This is a genomic window from Micropruina sp. (assembly GCF_047607385.1).
Classification (GTDB): Bacteria; Actinomycetota; Actinomycetes; order Propionibacteriales; family Propionibacteriaceae; genus Micropruina.
Genome location: NZ_JASGDE010000123.1, coordinates 1 through 15,863, shown reverse-complemented (window position 1 = coordinate 15,863; position 15,863 = coordinate 1). Strand labels below are relative to the sequence as shown.

Annotated in this window: 9 protein-coding genes, 1 tRNA gene and 3 pseudogenes; 7 read left to right on the top strand and 6 right to left on the bottom strand. The window is 63.1% G+C overall.

The window, feature by feature from the left end:
- Positions 1–755: 755 nt before the first annotated feature.
- The 4 genes and pseudogenes from QM582_RS11170 to QM582_RS11155 all read right to left on the bottom strand — a co-directional run.
- A pseudogene (locus tag QM582_RS11170) lies at positions 756–1,325 on the bottom strand (mannosyltransferase family protein); the annotation flags it as partial.
- Positions 1,313–2,668: a glycosyltransferase family 87 protein gene (locus QM582_RS11165; protein ID WP_415084406.1), complete on the bottom strand. Its 1,356-nt coding sequence runs from the start codon at positions 2,666–2,668 to the stop codon at positions 1,313–1,315. The gene QM582_RS11165 and the pseudogene QM582_RS11170, both read right to left, overlap by 13 nt.
- The gene (locus QM582_RS11160) at positions 2,665–4,773 is read right to left on the bottom strand and encodes a transglycosylase domain-containing protein (protein WP_415084404.1); all 2,109 of its coding nucleotides are present in this window, start codon (positions 4,771–4,773) and stop codon (positions 2,665–2,667) included. The genes QM582_RS11165 and QM582_RS11160 overlap by 4 nt, the downstream gene beginning before the upstream one ends.
- The gene (locus QM582_RS11155; protein WP_415084403.1) at positions 4,766–5,182 is read right to left on the bottom strand and encodes a DUF5318 family protein; all 417 of its coding nucleotides are present in this window, start codon (positions 5,180–5,182) and stop codon (positions 4,766–4,768) included. Before QM582_RS11155 ends, QM582_RS11160 begins: the two co-directional genes overlap by 8 nt.
- Positions 5,183–5,486: 304 nt before the next feature.
- On the opposite strand from QM582_RS11155, the gene QM582_RS11150 reads away from it, so the two are divergent.
- Together QM582_RS11150 and QM582_RS11145 are read left to right on the top strand one after the other, a co-directional pair.
- Positions 5,487–5,562 (top strand) — tRNA-Ala (locus tag QM582_RS11150).
- Between the two features lie 152 nt (positions 5,563–5,714).
- Positions 5,715–5,942 (top strand): annotated as a pseudogene (locus QM582_RS11145) (IS1634 family transposase); the annotation flags it as partial.
- A gap of 21 nt (positions 5,943–5,963) precedes the next feature.
- On the opposite strand, the gene QM582_RS11140 reads toward QM582_RS11145, so the two are convergent.
- Positions 5,964–7,034, bottom strand: coding sequence for a thymidylate synthase (locus QM582_RS11140; protein ID WP_415084401.1), 1,071 nt, complete (start codon positions 7,032–7,034; stop codon positions 5,964–5,966).
- Between the two features lie 959 nt (positions 7,035–7,993).
- Between QM582_RS11140 and QM582_RS11135 the strand changes: the two genes are divergently transcribed.
- The 5 genes from QM582_RS11135 to QM582_RS11115 all read left to right on the top strand — a co-directional run bounded on the left by QM582_RS11135 (position 7,994) and on the right by QM582_RS11115 (position 15,259).
- Positions 7,994–9,037: a hypothetical protein gene (locus QM582_RS11135; protein WP_415084399.1), complete on the top strand. Its 1,044-nt coding sequence runs from the start codon at positions 7,994–7,996 to the stop codon at positions 9,035–9,037.
- Between the two features lie 73 nt (positions 9,038–9,110).
- Positions 9,111–10,811, top strand: coding sequence for a carbamoyltransferase (locus QM582_RS11130; RefSeq protein WP_415084397.1), 1,701 nt, complete (start codon positions 9,111–9,113; stop codon positions 10,809–10,811).
- A complete protein-coding gene (locus QM582_RS11125; RefSeq protein WP_415084395.1) occupies positions 10,771–11,787 on the top strand; it encodes a phosphotransferase family protein in 1,017 nt (338 codons plus the stop codon). The genes QM582_RS11130 and QM582_RS11125 overlap by 41 nt, the downstream gene beginning before the upstream one ends.
- Before the next feature lie 176 nt (positions 11,788–11,963).
- Entirely contained in the window at positions 11,964–13,205 is a 1,242-nt protein-coding gene (locus QM582_RS11120; protein WP_415084393.1) for an NAD-dependent epimerase/dehydratase family protein, read from the top strand.
- 524 nt (positions 13,206–13,729) lie between these two features.
- Positions 13,730–15,259 (top strand): deaminase, encoded by a 1,530-nt coding sequence (locus QM582_RS11115; protein ID WP_415084391.1) that lies wholly within the window; start codon positions 13,730–13,732, stop codon positions 15,257–15,259.
- Between the two features lie 400 nt (positions 15,260–15,659).
- On the opposite strand, the pseudogene QM582_RS11110 reads toward QM582_RS11115, so the two are convergent.
- A pseudogene (locus QM582_RS11110) lies at positions 15,660–15,863 on the bottom strand (IS1380 family transposase); the annotation flags it as partial.

The following is a 15,863-nucleotide window of genomic DNA, read 5'->3' as shown; positions in this document are numbered from 1 at the left end:
CCGAGCACGGTGAGCAGGATCCGGAATCGGCGGCGTCCGGGGCTGACGTTCCAACCGCCCGAGAGCGCCTCACCGACCAGCACGAACAGCGGGAACCACAGCAGCACCGCCCGGTTCACGCTGAGGAACCAGTACGAGCAGGAGAACGCCAGCACCTGCACACCCACCCAGGACGCCTCCGCCCAGCGCCGCTTCACCAGGCAGACCACGGTGACCACGACGCCGACCGCCATCGAGACGATCTCGGCCCGGAACACCCAGGACCATTCCGGGAAGGCCGGGTAGGCGTTGGACGCCGCCGCCTCCAGGGTGTGCCGGAGCGACACCCACGGCCAGGTGAACCCGCGCGGCCAGCCGGTGGACTGGGCCCGGTACCAGGCGTTCCAGTCCCCGGTCAGGTAGTAGAGGTAGGCGACGTAGCAGAACAGCGTGGCGGCGGGGATCAGCAGCCAGGCCAGTGCTCGCAGCCGCTGCCGCCAACTCGGCCGGACGCCGGACGCCGGCGAGCCGCCGGTCATCGAACCGCCGGTCACCGAACCGCCCGAAACCCAACCGCCCAGTGCCCAACCTCCCAGTGCCGAACCTCCCAGGGCCGGGCCACCCGGAACCGGACCGCCCGAGGCGCCGAGCCCGGGCACGAAGCCGGCCCAGGGCAGCTGTCCGGACGCCGGTTGCGGCACGGCGCGCCGCCACGGCCAACGCCACCGTCCCGAGGTTCCGGACCCAGCGGCTCGGGGACGCCGCCCGCCCTGGGTGAGCGCCAGGATCGCCAACGCCCCGAGCAGGAACAACCCGGAGACCCGGAAGGTGCAGGCGATCGCGGCCAGCGTCGCCGCCGCCCCCCAGCGCCCCCGGGTGGCCCGCTCCCAAGCCCAGAAGGCGGCCGCACAGAACGGCGCCTCGGTGTAGGCGACGGCGGTGAACACCGTTGTCGGAGCCAATAACCAGAGCACCGCGGCGATCGGTCCACCGAGCCGGTGCAAGGCGGCCGCGGCCAGCGCCGAGCAGATCACCGCGAGCCCGACCCCGGCCCACAGCATCGGGACGCCGACCAGCGCGAACGCCCGCAGCAGCAGCGGCCAGCCCGGGAAGAAGGCGATGTCGGTGGCGCCGGCGTAGCCTTTCTCGGCGATCGAGAAGTAGTGCTGGACGTCCCAGTTGGCCAGCAGATTCCCGGCCGAGCGTCCGGTGCGGACACCCAGCCACAGCGCGACGCCGACCAGCAGCAGCCGGCTGAACAGCCAGGTCTGGACGACCAGTCGGCCGCCGTCCCGAACCACCGGCGGTGTCGGCGGCGCGAACGGTCGCAGCATCACCGAAGCCATGGCACCACCCGCAGCCAGGGCGCCACCGGCGCCTGGTCGAGCACCCCGCCGTCCGGGTCGTCCACCGGGGTCGCGGGCAGGGCGTGCCGGCTGGTCCACTGCGGATTCCGCACCGGATCGAACTGGGGCCAGAGGATGTCGCGGACCACCAGCGCGGCGATCCACAGCTGGACGCCGACCCGCACCAGCACCGACGCCAGGTACAGGCCCTGGCCGCCGGAGCCGGAGTCCAGTGCCCCGTCCAGATGCGCCCAGATGGCCACGAAGTAGACGGCCTCGCCGGCGCTCCAGATCAGCCAGTCCCGCCAGCGCGGCCGGGCCAGCACCACGAACGGCAGCAGCCACAGCACGTACTGCGGCGAGTACACCTTGTTCACCACCAGGAACAGCACGATCAGCAGCAGGAAGCCCTGCGCCAGCCGGGGACGCCGCGGCGCCAGCAGCAGCAACAGGCAGATCGCCGCCGTCCCGACCACCATCCACCAGGTCTGGGCGGCGGAGGCGTCCGGCACCGGATGACCGGCCAGGCTGAACGCGTACCAGATCGAGCCCAGGTCGGCGCCGCGGTCGACGTTGAAGGTCCAGAAGTAGAGCCACCCGGACGGGCTGAGCAGATAGACCGGCAGGTTGACCGCGACCCAGCTGCCGGCGGCGCCGGCCACCGCGAGCCAGAACGCCCGCAGCCGGGCCGACCGGAAGCACAGCACCGCCAGCGGCACGAACAGCAGCAGCGGGTACAGCTTCGCCGCGATCCCGAGCCCCCACCAGATTCCGGCCCAGCCGGGACGCCGGCGTGCCCAGGCCAGCACCCCCAGCGCGGTGAACGCCAGCACCATGAAGTCCCAGTTGATCAGTCCGGTGGTGATCACCGCGGGACTGATCGCGATCATCATCGCGTCCCAGGGCCGGGCCAGCCGCAGCTGCGCCCACAGCAACAGCAGGAAGAACAGGAACAGCAGCACCGCGTTCACCCCGACGAACAGCGCCGCCGCCTGCGCGATCGCCGAATCGGGGACGTCCGTGCCGACCTGGCCGCCCAGCATCGTGGTGATCCGGCGGGCGCCCTCCATGAAGGCGCCGATCAGCACCGGGTACTCGACATCGGCGCTGATGAACGGCACCTTGCCGTCGGACAGTCGGCGCGCGTAGAAGAGCGGCAGGATGTCGCTGTAACACATCGCCTGGTACACCGAGGCACCCAGCTGGCAGGGCACCTGGCGCAGCATCAGCACCAGGTACGACACGGTGCCCAGGAGCAGCACCCACGGTTGCGGGTTGAACCACACCCCGGACCGTTCGGCCCGGTGGCCGACGGTACCGCCCAGCACCCGGGCCGCGGTCATCGAGACGCCGACGGCCTGGGGCTCGGCCGTCCGGACGGCTCGCCGCTCGGGCCCTTGCTGGGCTCGGTGCTCGGCGTCTCGGACGGCTTCCCGCTGCTGCTGGGGGTGGCGCTCGCGGTCCGGGTCGGGGTGGACGTCCGCGGCGGCAGCGTCGGGGTCTGGGTGGACGTCCGGTGCGTCGCCTGGTCGAACGGGATGTCCTTGAGACCCTTCTGCGCCACCCGCATGTACGACATCCAGGTGCTCAGCGGCGGTCCGCCGCCGAAGAAGCGCGGGTAGATCTTGTCGAGGTCGTCGGTGCCGTCCTTGCCGGCCACGAACATCACCGCCGTGGAGATCTGCTTGCTCATCCCGACGAACCAGCAGGCCTGGGTGGCCGCCCCGCCGTTGGCGGCGCGGTTGTAGTAGGTGCCGGTCTTGCCCGCGATCGGGAAGCCCATGCCGCCGGCCCGCGACGCGGTGCCGTCCTGCACCACGTGGGTGAGGGCGTAGGCGACGTCGTTGGCGACGTCGCGGTCGATGGTCTGCTCGGCCTTGGCGTCCGACCGGTACAGGGTGGCGCCGGAGGCGTCCTTCACCTCGGCCACCACATGGGTCGGGACGTACTTGCCGCCCCGGGCGAAGGTGGCGTAGCCGGTGGCCTGGCTGAGCGGGCTGACCTCGGGAATGCCCAGCGGCAGCACGCTCACCGGATCCCAGCCGCCGGCCTTCGGCAGCCCGGCCTCCTGGGCGAACTCCAGGGTCTTCTGCGGACCGTCCTTCATATTGGTCTCGAGGTCGACGTAGGCGGTGTTGATCGAGTTCGTGGTCGCCTGCTGCAGGGTCACCCGGCCGTACTCGCGGTTGCCGGCGTTGCGGACCGGACGGGTGCCGCCGGGTGGGACGAAGCTGCTGCCGTTGAAGACGTCGTTGAGGGTGAAGCCCTGGCTCAGCGCGGTGCCCAGCGCATACGGCTTGAAGGTCGAACCGGTGGGACGCGGCGTGGTGGCCCAGTTGCGTCCCTTGAGGTAGTCGGGCCCGCCGTAGAGGGCGAGGACGCCGCCGGTCTCGACATCGATCGAGGCCAGCCCGGCATGCAGGTTGCGGATCTTCTTGGCGTTGCCGCCGGCGGTCTGCGAAGTGATGGTCTGGGCGGCCTCGACCGCGGCCTCCTGGGCCTTGGCGTCGAAGGTGGTGACGATCTTCAGCCCGCCGCCGTCGATCTGCTCGTCGGTGAAGCCCTTGGCGCGCAACTCGTCCTGCACCATGTTGAGCAGGTAGCCCTTGGGTCCCCCGAACTGGGAGTCGCGCTCGACCTTGGGGAACTTCGGCAGCTTGAAGTAGATGGCGCTCTTCTGCGCCTCGGTCAGCTTGCCCATCTCGACCAGGCCGTTGATCGTGTACTGGTACCGCTCCAGCAGGTCGGCGGCCTGCTTCTCGCCGCGGGACGGGTCCAGCCGGCCGGGATCGTTGGCCATTGCGGTCAGCGCGATCGCCTCCTGGTCGGACAGCTTGGCGACCGGCTTGCCGAAGAACGCCTGGGACGCCGCCTCCACGCCGTACGCGCCGCGTCCGAAGTAGACGGTGTTCAGGTAGCCCTCGAGGATCTGCTCCTTGGAGAGCTCGTTGCCCATCTTGGCGGCCAGCAGGATCTCGGTGAGCTTGCGGGTGTAGGTCTTGTCCTGGGTCAGGTAGAGCACCTTGATGTACTGCTGGGTGATGGTGGAGCCGCCCACCACGTCCTCACCGCGAACCACCGAGATCGCCGCGCGGACCATGCCCGGGATGGAGATGCCCGGGTCGGTCCAGAAGGAGCGGTTCTCGCCGGCGACGATGGCGTCCTTCACGTTCTGCGGGATCTTGGCGTAGGGCAAGGTCTGCCGGTTCTGGATCTGGTAGTTGCCGATCTTCTCCTTGCCGTCCTTGTAGTAGACGAAGGAGGTGTTGGTCTGGAAGTCGGCGTTCGGGTCGGGCAGCTTCACGGTGGAGTAGGCCACTCCGAGCACGGTGCCACCGGCGACCGCCAACGCCAGGATGGCAACGCCCAGCCAGGTGAAGAACCGGCGCCAGCCGCTCTTCTTCTTCCGGGCCGGCTTGCCGGCGGTGCGAGTGGGGCGCTCAGCCATAGATGTCCTCGACGGTTTTCTGACGACGCGGCGGACGGCGCTTGACGCCGTCGCCCAACAGGAAGGAGGTGATCATGTGGTTCCAGCCGCAGTCGGTGCACACCTCGACGACGCAGACCTTGAACTCGCCGAACTCGTTCTGCATCGCGTCCAGCTCGGCGCTCGACTTGATCCGCCCGGAGTACTGCCCGAGCTGGTCGCCGAAGACGTAGTGCAGGTGCACCAGCCGGGCCTCGCAGATCGGACAGCGGTCGGGAGTGTCCTCGCCGTGATGCAGCGCGGCACGGATCAACATCGGGTCGGCGTCACAGGCATCCGACCGGGAAAGGGTGCGCGGCGACCGCCGCAGCGCCTGCAGGGTACTGCGGCGTTGCAGGGCATAGTCGATCACCTCGCGCCTGGACCACATGCGCTCAAGGGTAGTTGGGGTCGGCGACAGGGTCGATCCACGGTGTGATGGACGCCGCCCGGCCCGGCTGGGCGTCCGGACGCCGGGACGGCTGAGCCTCGATCCACCGATGGGCGTCGTAGCGAGCGACACCAGCTGGGTGCAATGGCGAGACGGGGACGCGAAGGCGTACCGGGTCGTACGGTGAGCGGGTCCGGCGAAGCCAGGGTGCCCAGCTGGGGTCGCGCAGTAGGCGCCAATCGGTGGATTGAGGCTAAGATCGTCGGGGTTCCGGGCCGCGTGCGGCGTCCTGCGAACAGCAACCGGGGACGTGGCGCAACTGGCAGCGCAAGACCTTTGCAAGGTCGAGGTTGAGGGTTCGAGTCCCTTCGTCTCCACCATGTGATGTCTCAGGACATCGGCGACAACGGACCTACGGAGACGTGGGTCCGTTAGTCGCTTTTTGGGCGTGGGGTTGTGGTGGTTGTCGGCGTGGCTGGTAGTCGCGGGTGGGGTCGAGGACGAGCTCGCGGAGGACTTCGCCGGTGGTTCACAGGAGTCCATCGAGGCCCATCTGAGCGTCGTGTTCGCCGCTCTCGCCGTCACCCGCTGGCTCGAGACCACCACCGGGGTCAGCGTCAAGCACCTCGTCAGAACGTTACGCCGCTACCGCACCGTGGACATCCAGATCGGAAGCCAGACCATCACCGCCGAGGACCCCCTACCGGCGGACGTCATCGAGATCCTCGATAAGATCCACGGCCGCGCAAGACGACACTAAATGGGGCCTCAGGCGGGGCCATCACGGGGTCCGCTTCGACCACGTGGCCAGCTGCCTGATGGCCGGGACAAACTCTGTTCCCGAAAGCCACGCCAGGCGATGATCGATACGACGCCCGTACCGCATATCCCAAAATGCAGCCACACAGATGGTGAGTGTGCAGATCAGAGCCTCAGGAATCCGGCCCTCCACCTCTCGGCACGGAACGTCCACACCTGAGCGGAGCGCCATCTCGACATCGAAGAACGCTGCCAAGTCTGACTCAAGACCCGACCAGTTTCCTGAGTACCGGATTCGGCGGGTCGGCTCGTTCGGACCAGTCGCTGCGGCGAGAATCCGCTCTACGCGCGAAAGATGAATCTCGTACACGTGACAGGAGCCAACGAACCAGTGTTGGTGGCCAACTTTCAGCCCCACCCAGGCTGCCATCAATTCGTGCACCAGGCTCCATAGGAACGAGTCCACACCGGAGAAGCCCCACATTAAGTCCAGACTCCGCACGGCAATCGACAGGTCAAGCCTGTCGTCAACACGTAGGAAATGAAGCCAATTATTACAAGGAACATCCTTCGTGTCCAAGTCCGCGTAGTCACAACCGGGGTCGAACAAGCTCATCGCTGTCCTGCGCGTGTGACTGTCATAGAGTAGCAGCCGCCTCGCCTCGTCGAGTTGGTCGACTCCGAAGTGGTGGCGCAACCGCGGACCATATGCTCCACGCCACGTTAGTCCATCATCGGAGAATTTCGCGGCGCGCGGCAGGTACGGTTCAATGAAGTGAAGATCCTCGCGGCCAGCCAGCGTCCACAACGACTCCGCAATGGATGCCGCCACGTTGCTGTTGCGATGCGGCGATACGATACACCGTTGCGCCGGATCTTTGATCGTGAATGACTCGCCGGACAACTCTCGTGTTGCGTCCGTCCTTCGCGTAATAACCCGGCCTTCTTCGAGCACGCGAGAGATCTGTCCAAGGAAGGCACTCCGTGCCGTGTCGTATTCGGTGCCCATCCAATAGCCCTCCAATACCGAGTCGATCTCCGTCAAGATATCCTTGTGCGCCAAGCTCGGCATCTCGTGCCGATTGTCACGCATAGTTCGCCCGCCTCAGGCGTCGGCTGTCGATATTATTCCGCCACAATCGAGGCCCTCTTCACCTGCCTATAAACAGCTTATCAGCCTTCCCCGCCCCCAACAGCCGATCGAGGCGAAGAACTAACGACTTGAACACCGCCGTGGCAGCCCTTCAACTTCCGAACTTCATCGACCACCCAGCGTTCACTCCCAGCGATCGTCGGATTCAGACCCTGCAAGCCTCCTATTGCGAAGAGCCGCATATCTCCGCATCCTTTCCGTCTGGCGCCCAGTAGACAACAGCGACACGCCGTGCAGCACGATCTCCGCCCACTAGCTCAGCGAGCGAGGCCCGCTTCCACTGCCACCGCGGTCGCGGCGGTCTCGTGCGGATGGGCAGTAGTTACCGCGTTGCCGCCGCGCCTCGGCCTACCAACACCGAGAGGTGAGGCGAGTGACTCCGTGGGAACTGACCTACCATGCTTGTCCCACTGCCCCCACCGGTCTGCTACGTTGCACCTCATGGACGATGAGAGACCGCTCCAACCTTGTCGAGGGGACGGCCGCCAGGTCGAAGACGTCTGGTTCACGCAAGGTGAGCAGAGCTACTCTTCCCTCAACCGATGGATCGGTCGCCATCGGACGAGAATCGAGACCAATATTCTCGGGGACGCCTTCTGCCCACTCAGTTCAGCCCTCACCGCTCGAAAGCGCCAGATCGACCGGCTGGCGATATTCGATCTAGGGTCGGACGGGCAGCGCTGCGGGCGCGGCCGACATCTCTTCCGCTTTTCCGCACTTCGAGCACAGATTATCGGCGCGCACCACGACACTCAGATGCAGAGATGTGTGTCACGCCAAGGCGCACGACCACCCGCGCTAACCATCCCTGGCTTCCCTGCCTGGTCCGCCTACGGGGTCGCTAGCAGCCCTCGAGGCCGAATGGCTCGGGTCAGGCTTATTCAAGGTCAGCGACTAGCGTGAACATTGGCTATAGCTTCTGGGGCTTCCTTGGTGAAGGCATCACTGACACACCGGACGGCGGGCGAGGGCACCGCTACGCTTGGCTTAGGGAGTTGGCGCGACAGGGGCACACGATTGTTAACCTACAACAGGATCGCGACGCCACTGAGGCTCACGACCTCAGCTTCCAAGCGTTCTTCGAATGGGATTGCGCATCCACACCATCTATCGATCTTCTGTTTCTTGAATGGCGCTGGCCGATCCCTGGACGAAACGTGGGAATCGCTTGCGGCGAGCCAGGTCACACCTGCGACCTTCACCGTCAAGACGAGCTTCTGAAGAGTTACACCTATCGGCGCGGGACACCTACGCTTATCTGGGACAAGGATCTGCGCCTGCCCCTCAACTCGCCGATTCGAAGACTTCCTAATGTTCAAGTCGCCGAGACAGCATGGCGCCCCCGTGTCGGTTCGTTCCGACTCCAGATACCGGTTTCCCAAGATGCCCTAACGCAGGCCCGCTACCGCGCCAAGGAAGAAAGACCTGAAGATCGCGACATCTCCCTGCTGTACGTCGGAAATCAGTACGAGCGCGACGATCGATTTAACGAGTACTTTGCTATTCCCGCACTAACCACACCCCATCACTATGTCGTGGGAAAGTGGACTCAGACCTCCAATTGGCCATGGGTCACCTTCCAGGGCAGGCGAGCTTTCAGGGAGTCGATGCAGTTCTACGAGCGAGCGCTGGCGACGGTCGCGCTTCTCCCTCCTCGCTACGAAAAGGTTGGGCAGACGACCCAACGTGTCGCCGAGGCGGTGACACGAGGATGCGTCGCACTGGTGCCACGATCGGTCGCGAGTGCTGACCGGATCACACCACCGGAGCTGCTCGTGTCTCGCGGAGCCGCCGTGAACGAGAGGATTGCGAAAATCCGTGCGATGCCGGTCCTGGATTACCAAGATCTTCGACTCCGAGCAATCGACCTTCTCGAGCCCTTACAAACAGCCGTCCAGTATCAGAATCTTGTCGAGAACTGCCGCTGGTTCTCTGACGGATAACAATTGTGAACGGGATGTCCTCGGCCAAGCCGTGGCCACTCCCTAGAAGCCAGACCCACAATGAAGGGGCATCATGATTCATGCGACTCTCGGACTTTCGTCATATGTCCATGACTCCGCGGCGGCACTGCTAGTTGGAGGCGAACTTGTCGGCGCTATCGAGGAGGAGCGCCTCAGCGGCGTTAAGCACACCAATGCATTCCCCGTCAACGCTATCAGGTGGCTGCTGAGTGAGGCCGGAATGGCATGGCAGGACGTCTCATTGGTGGCCTACAACTACGATCCGCAGCTGTATGCCATCCCCGATATGACGCAACTCGGCAACCACAGGTCGCCAATATCACCGAAGCGAAAAGCCCAGCGAGCCGCAGGTTTCTCGAAAGTGCGTGAGGGTACTGCGCTACGCATTCGGGATCTTCAGTCACGATTCCCTAGTGCACGAATTGAAGCTTGGCGACATCACCTAACCCACGCTCGATACGCCGCCGAGATGCTGGACGGCGATGTAGGAACGATTCTCGTGGTAGACAGCCTCGGGGAGGTGGAGGCTTCAACGGCTTGGCTCGCACGCCGGGAGGGTGATCAGTGGCGGCTCACATGCGTTCTGGTAAACGAGGACCCGAATTCTCTTGGCTATGTCTACGCCTCCACCACGCAGTACTTGGGCTATCAAAGAAACAATGAAGAGGGCACAGTGATGGCGCTTGCAGCCCTCGGCGATAGATCAAGATACCGAGATCTGATGGTGCGCGCGGTGGCCCTGACGGCCACAGGCATCGAGGTTAACCCACAATACTTCTTACCTCGCACGCTGCTGCCAGGCGCGAATAGGATGGGTCCGGTTTTCCTTGCGGAAACAGGCGCCGCTGGGGACGCTCGACCAGCCGGCCAGGCGGCGGCGGATCTCGCAGCAGCGCTTCAGGAACGGACCGAGGATGCTCTCATTCACCTCGCCCGAATCGCCTGCGAGCGGACGCAATCCGGGCACCTTGTGGTATCGGGAGGGGTTGCGCTCAACTGCGTTGCGATAGGAAAGCTGGCCGAGGAACCATACGTCGACAGCATTTCGGTACCCCCGGCCCCTGGGGACTCGGGCACTGCGGTTGGCGCTGCGTTGCTTTCTTCGGGGCTGGGCACCACCGCCTCCGTGCGGCAGTACGCGACAGGTCCTCGATGCTCGGTGAGTGACCTTGAGAACGCACGGAACGTCCTCTCACCCCACGCTACAGACGCAGGCCCTGCAAGCCCACGCGCGATCGCGCAGCTCCTCGCGACCGGCAAGCTCGTCGGAGTATGCAGGGACAGGGCTGAGTTCGGGCCACGCGCCCTTGGGAACCGATCAATTCTGGCCAACCCACTCGTGGAACGGGTGACAGAAGTGCTCAATTCTCGGGTGAAGCACCGGGAGGCTTTCCGCCCGTTCGCCCCGGCCGTGCTTTCGTTTGCCGCTTCGGACTGGTTCGATCTAGTTGGCAGATGGCCATACATGTCGGCCGCCTTTAGGGCCACACGGCGAGCCTCTGAGGTAGTGCCAGAAGTCGTCCATGCCAACAATCTCTCAAGGGTGCAGACGGTCGACCCCGACACATCTCCGTTCTTCCACGCTACGATACTTGAGTTTTCGCGGCTTACCAGCGTTCCACTCCTCATTAATACATCATTAAATGTGAAGGGCCAGCCGATGAGCGGCACGGCGTCGGCCGCTGTATCTTGCTTCTTGAATGGCTCTTTAGATGCTATATGCCTTGAGGACCGTATATATGCCCGCCGATAGCAGGAACGTCGACGATGGACTCGCTCGCGATCCGGTGGTTTTTCAACCCCGCCTATGCGATGAGGAGACCGCGCAGCCGCCACTCGGGACTCTTTCAAGCAGAACCACCGATTGGGTCACTCAATCATGCGCTCCAAGTGGCGCGCGCATCTCGGCGGTCAGGCGGCTACATGGAGGCACGACAGCCCCTGTTGACCTCATCACTCTGGCGGGACCGAATGGGTGGTCCCGACGAGTTGTCTTGAGGCGCTGGGAACGCCATTCGCCCGCCACTGAGGAGCGTGTGGAGCGCGAGGTCGCAGCGCTTTGGGTAGCGAACAGCGCACGCTTGGCTACGCCTCACCTGATCGCTTCGGACGCTTGCGCATTGGTGGCCGATACGCCTAGCCTCGTAATGAGCTATATTCCCGGATCGGTTCTGCTGCATCCGAGATTCCACGTGAACTGGCTAGCGGCAGCTGCTCAGATACAGGTTGCCATCCATGCTCTGCCTGCAGGGGCCCTGAATCCGGTGACCAGTTGGTTCGACCCTCAGGGCGCGTACGACTGGATCGCAGATCCCGGCCTGAGATCAGAGGCCCTGGGTGCGGCTCAATCAGTTCGGGAAGACCGTGTTTTCGCACATGGGGACTTCCACCAATTTAATATGCTATGGAGGGGTGAGACGATAAGCGGCATCATAGATTGGACCCGCGCCGGTGCCGGCGTTCGTTCTGTGGACGTGGGACACTTCATGCTCAACTTAGCTGCACTCTACTCTACCGAGTGGGCGAAGGAGTATGTTGACGAGTACGAGAGGCGCGCTGAGCAACGGTTGGATGCCGCGGGCATTCTCGCCTCTCTGCTGTGCTGGCAGCCCGGTTGGCAACATTTCTCAGTCCCCAGCGTATACCGACGATCTATAGCAATCAACCCCAAAGCAATGCACGCGCGTGTCATGGGATTAATACGCACAATCGCGCGCCAAAGACTCTAGGATCGACATTTGATGATTCGCGTTTGCGACAGAAGCCCCCCGGCAGCATCATTTTCGAAAGGACCACCATGGGCAATCGTCTAGATCGACAGATCGCGGGCCAAATCGGGAGCCTTGGCGTTGCTAAGGTAACGTGCGCAAGACGCGCGGCGAAGGATCCTGGGACGCGGGTCCTGGTGCTCGGGGGTGACGGCTTCTGCGGTTGGGCGACCTCGCTGCATCTATCGGCCCGCGGTTATGACGTGGCTATCGTTGACAACTTCTCGCGTCGAGCAATCGATCGCGAGCTGGGTACCCAATCACTGACACCGATTCGCGAACTTGCCGACCGCACGCATGCCTGGGCGGCGTATTCGGGCAACACGATCGATGTGCACGTTATAGACGTTGCTGCCGACTTCGAGGAGTTGCTTGAGCTTCTAGCCAGTTGGAAGCCGGCAACAGTGGTTCACTTTGCCGAGCAACGTGCCGCTCCTTACTCGATGAGGTCTAGCAAGACGAAACGTTACACTGTAGACAACAACGTGAACGCCACACACAATCTACTCGCCGCCATCGTCGAGTCCGAACTTGATATCCATGTGGTGCACCTTGGCACTATGGGGGTTTATGGCTACGAGACTTCTGGAATCCCGGTGCCAGAGGGCTACGTGAACGTCGCGCTGGATAACGGATCGCAGGGCCTCACCTGGAAGGAGATTCTCTATCCAACCAGTCCTGGATCGATATATCACATGACCAAATCACTAGACCAGCTGTTGCTCGCATTTTACGCAAGAAACTACGGGCTTCGCATCACGGACCTTCATCAAGGGATCGTGTGGGGCACTCAAACGGCTGAGACTCGCCTAGACGAACAACTGATCAATCGTTTCGATTACGATGGCGACTACGGGACAGTCTTGAACCGCTTCCTCATGCAGGCAGCAATAGGCTATCCCCTTACGGTTCATGGCACAGGTGGACAAGCCCGCGCATTCATTCACCTAGAAGACTCCGTGGAATGCGTGCGGCTCGCCATTGAAAGCCCGCCATTGCGCGGCGATCGCGTTGCTGTTTTCAATCAGATGACAGAGACGCATCGGGTGAGGGATCTTGCTCACCTAATCTCGAGGCGTCTCGAAGTTCCGATCGAGTTCGTGATGAACCCGAGAAACGAGGCCGATGAGAATGAGCTAACGGTGATCAATGAAGGACTCGTGGCACTCGGGTTGCGTCCGACGTATCTTGCAGAACGGCTCATGGACGAAGTACTAGAAATAGCCTATAAGTACCGATCGCGTTGCGACATTCGCAAGATCCCTTGCGTCACGCCGTGGTCACCAGGGAGACCTGGGTCTGCTGCGCAATCTAGTGGCAGTGATCTGTCACGTAATTCCGGGCGAGAACAGGGAGCCCGTGGCGAAGTGCCAACCTAAGCCCTGATCTGCTCATTGATCCGACACGAGGGTGTGGTTCTAGCCTTGGGTATGTCGTCTTACGTTCGGGCGGTGACCATGGCGTCGAAGGCGGCCGCGGTGCAGATCGTGAAGTCGAGCCGTCGGGGTTGGAGGCACATCGTCATATCGGCTCGGCGCATACTCCTCACGAGGCGGAGCGGTTGGAAGGTGATCGCACTCCAGAAGATGCATGAGGGTGGCGGCAGCGCATGACCAGCTCGATTCGGGGGCGGGCGCCGCGTCGCCAAGCCTCCGGGGTGCCGTTGTAGCGGAGCCGAGAGAGGCCGGGCCCTTCAGATCCTGGATTCGAGGGCTGAGTACTTGTGGGAGGCGTCGTCGGCAGCCTATACGGCCGTTGACCTGGACCGGAAGGCCCCCGACTTCAGTCTTGACCGCACTCGAAGCATGCGGTAGGTCGATGAACCGGGCAGCCTCCGCGATGAGATGCTGACGCTCCGAGCCTATTGCCACTTAAACCAGCGTCCGTCAGGCACACTGGAGACGTGAAACCCGCCCGGACCGAGAAGCCAGCCGACCTTAGGCCGCACCGGCCAGATCTGGTCCTCGCGCTGGTCGTCCCCCTGGGTACGCCCACCCGCCGACTGATCGAGTCTCTGGAGTCGGGCCTGCGCAGCTACGGCTACGACCCCCGAGTGATCCGTATGAGCAACATTCTTCAGGAGTACGCTGAGCAGATCGGCGCATCCATACCAATCACTCCTGAACCTGATCGGATTCGCGCCCTTCAGGATCTAGGGGATCAGTACTGCGCCAAGACTGGCGATGCCGCGGCAATCGCATTGAGTGCAATACTTCGAATTGGTGCGAGCCGCCCATCGAATGGACATACTCCTCGTCGGCCGCGCGCATGGATTGTTGACTCCTTGAAGCGAGGTCGAGAGGTCGCACAGTTGCGGCAGGTGTACGGCGACCATGTCATCGTGGTCGGCGCACAAGCAAGTCGCCAGACTCGGAAACGAACGTTGAGCGTCAAGATCGCGCCCCAGACGCCGTCGCAACCAGATGACAAGATCGAGGCCATCATTGAACAACTATTTACTGTCGATCTCGATAGCAAGCATGGCGATTTCGGGCAAAACATCCTTGACACATTGCCCATGTCCGATTGCTTCGTGACATGTGAGGATGACGATCGGCAGACAACCGGAATCGAAGTCACGCGAATGCTAGACCTGCTATTCTCGAACCCAGAGGCGGAGATTCCAACGACTGATGAGTATGGGATGCATCTCGCAACATCAGCAGCGGCACGCTCGCCTGAGTTGGGCCGCAAGGTTGGTGCCGCCATCTTAGTCGGAGACTCAGTCGTGGCCCTCGGCGCAAACTCGCACCCAGTTGCCCCCACGAAGTCGCCTCATGCCGATCGATCGAAGATGGACTTGAGTCGACTGATCCTAGATACGATGAAGCGCCTCGCCGTGGCGGACATTCTTTCTCCCATCGCTGAGCAAGAACTGCAAAATAACGCAGATCATTATATTCAGGATATTATATCGAAACATCTAAAGGGGTCTCACCTGACCGGACTCACGGAGTTTCAGGTCCCCGTCCACGCCGAAATGTCCGCCCTTCTCGATGCACTAAATCAAGGAAAAACCGTTCACGGAGGAATCATTTACGTTACGACCTACCCGTGCCACGGATGCGCCCGTCATATCCTTCGAGCTGGCCTCCAGGTCGTCTACTTAGGCTCCTGCCCCCCACGGAGTCGGGCAGTCGCGATGTACGGGCGTTACGGAGTTGATCAGTTTCGACCATTCACCGGGATCTCTCCAGATCGATACCTCCGATGGTTCTCCGCAGGTGACCGGCGAAGCGCGGCAGACGGTAGCAAGATCCTCTGGGGTCAAAGCGAGAGGCTCGCGGCAGTGCCTCGGGTCACCAAGCTCGAGAGGGAGACGATCATGGCCAGGGAGGATGCGGTCTCCATGCGCGCTTCGCACATGGAGACCGCATCCGATCAGGAACCGCCGGAGGCAACGGCTTGCCTGGTACCACCACAAGTGACTTAGAGTCCTCAAACTAGTGAAAGATGCGCATCGCGATTGTTGCAGATAGCGTTCGCGCCCAGGCAATGACGATGACGGCTTACAGTACCTGAAGTTCACAGAGATTCGAGTGCATGGCTGAGCCGGCCAGCAAAGGAAGACATGGCTTATCGAAACAACCGAGTTGGGCGAGATGCGGCCCGCTAGAAGGGTCAGGGCCGCGCTCGCCGTTTCGCGGACCATCCAGGACCGCACCGGCCTGTCGATCCGTCGCTGGGTCCGTACCCTGCGCCCGCTATGCGCCGCCCGCGTCCGTATCGGCAGCCAGGTACTCACGATCCCACCCGAGATCGACGCCGAGACCCAAGCCATCCTCGACGCCCACCCGACCAGCAACGGCGTGACCTACCGATAGAAGTCAGGGGAACGTGCCTGGCGTCGAGGGTGCCTGGATCCCACCGAACAGGCGGCCCATCCCACCGTGTCGCAGCACATCGAGATCATCGATCGAGTCCGCACCGGCGAGCATCCCACCGACAACCGATGCGTCTTCGCGGCAGCGTTTGGGCGACCGAACACTCAACCCGTCAAGCAGGTCGTAGAACCCGGCCGACTGGGCCAACCGCAG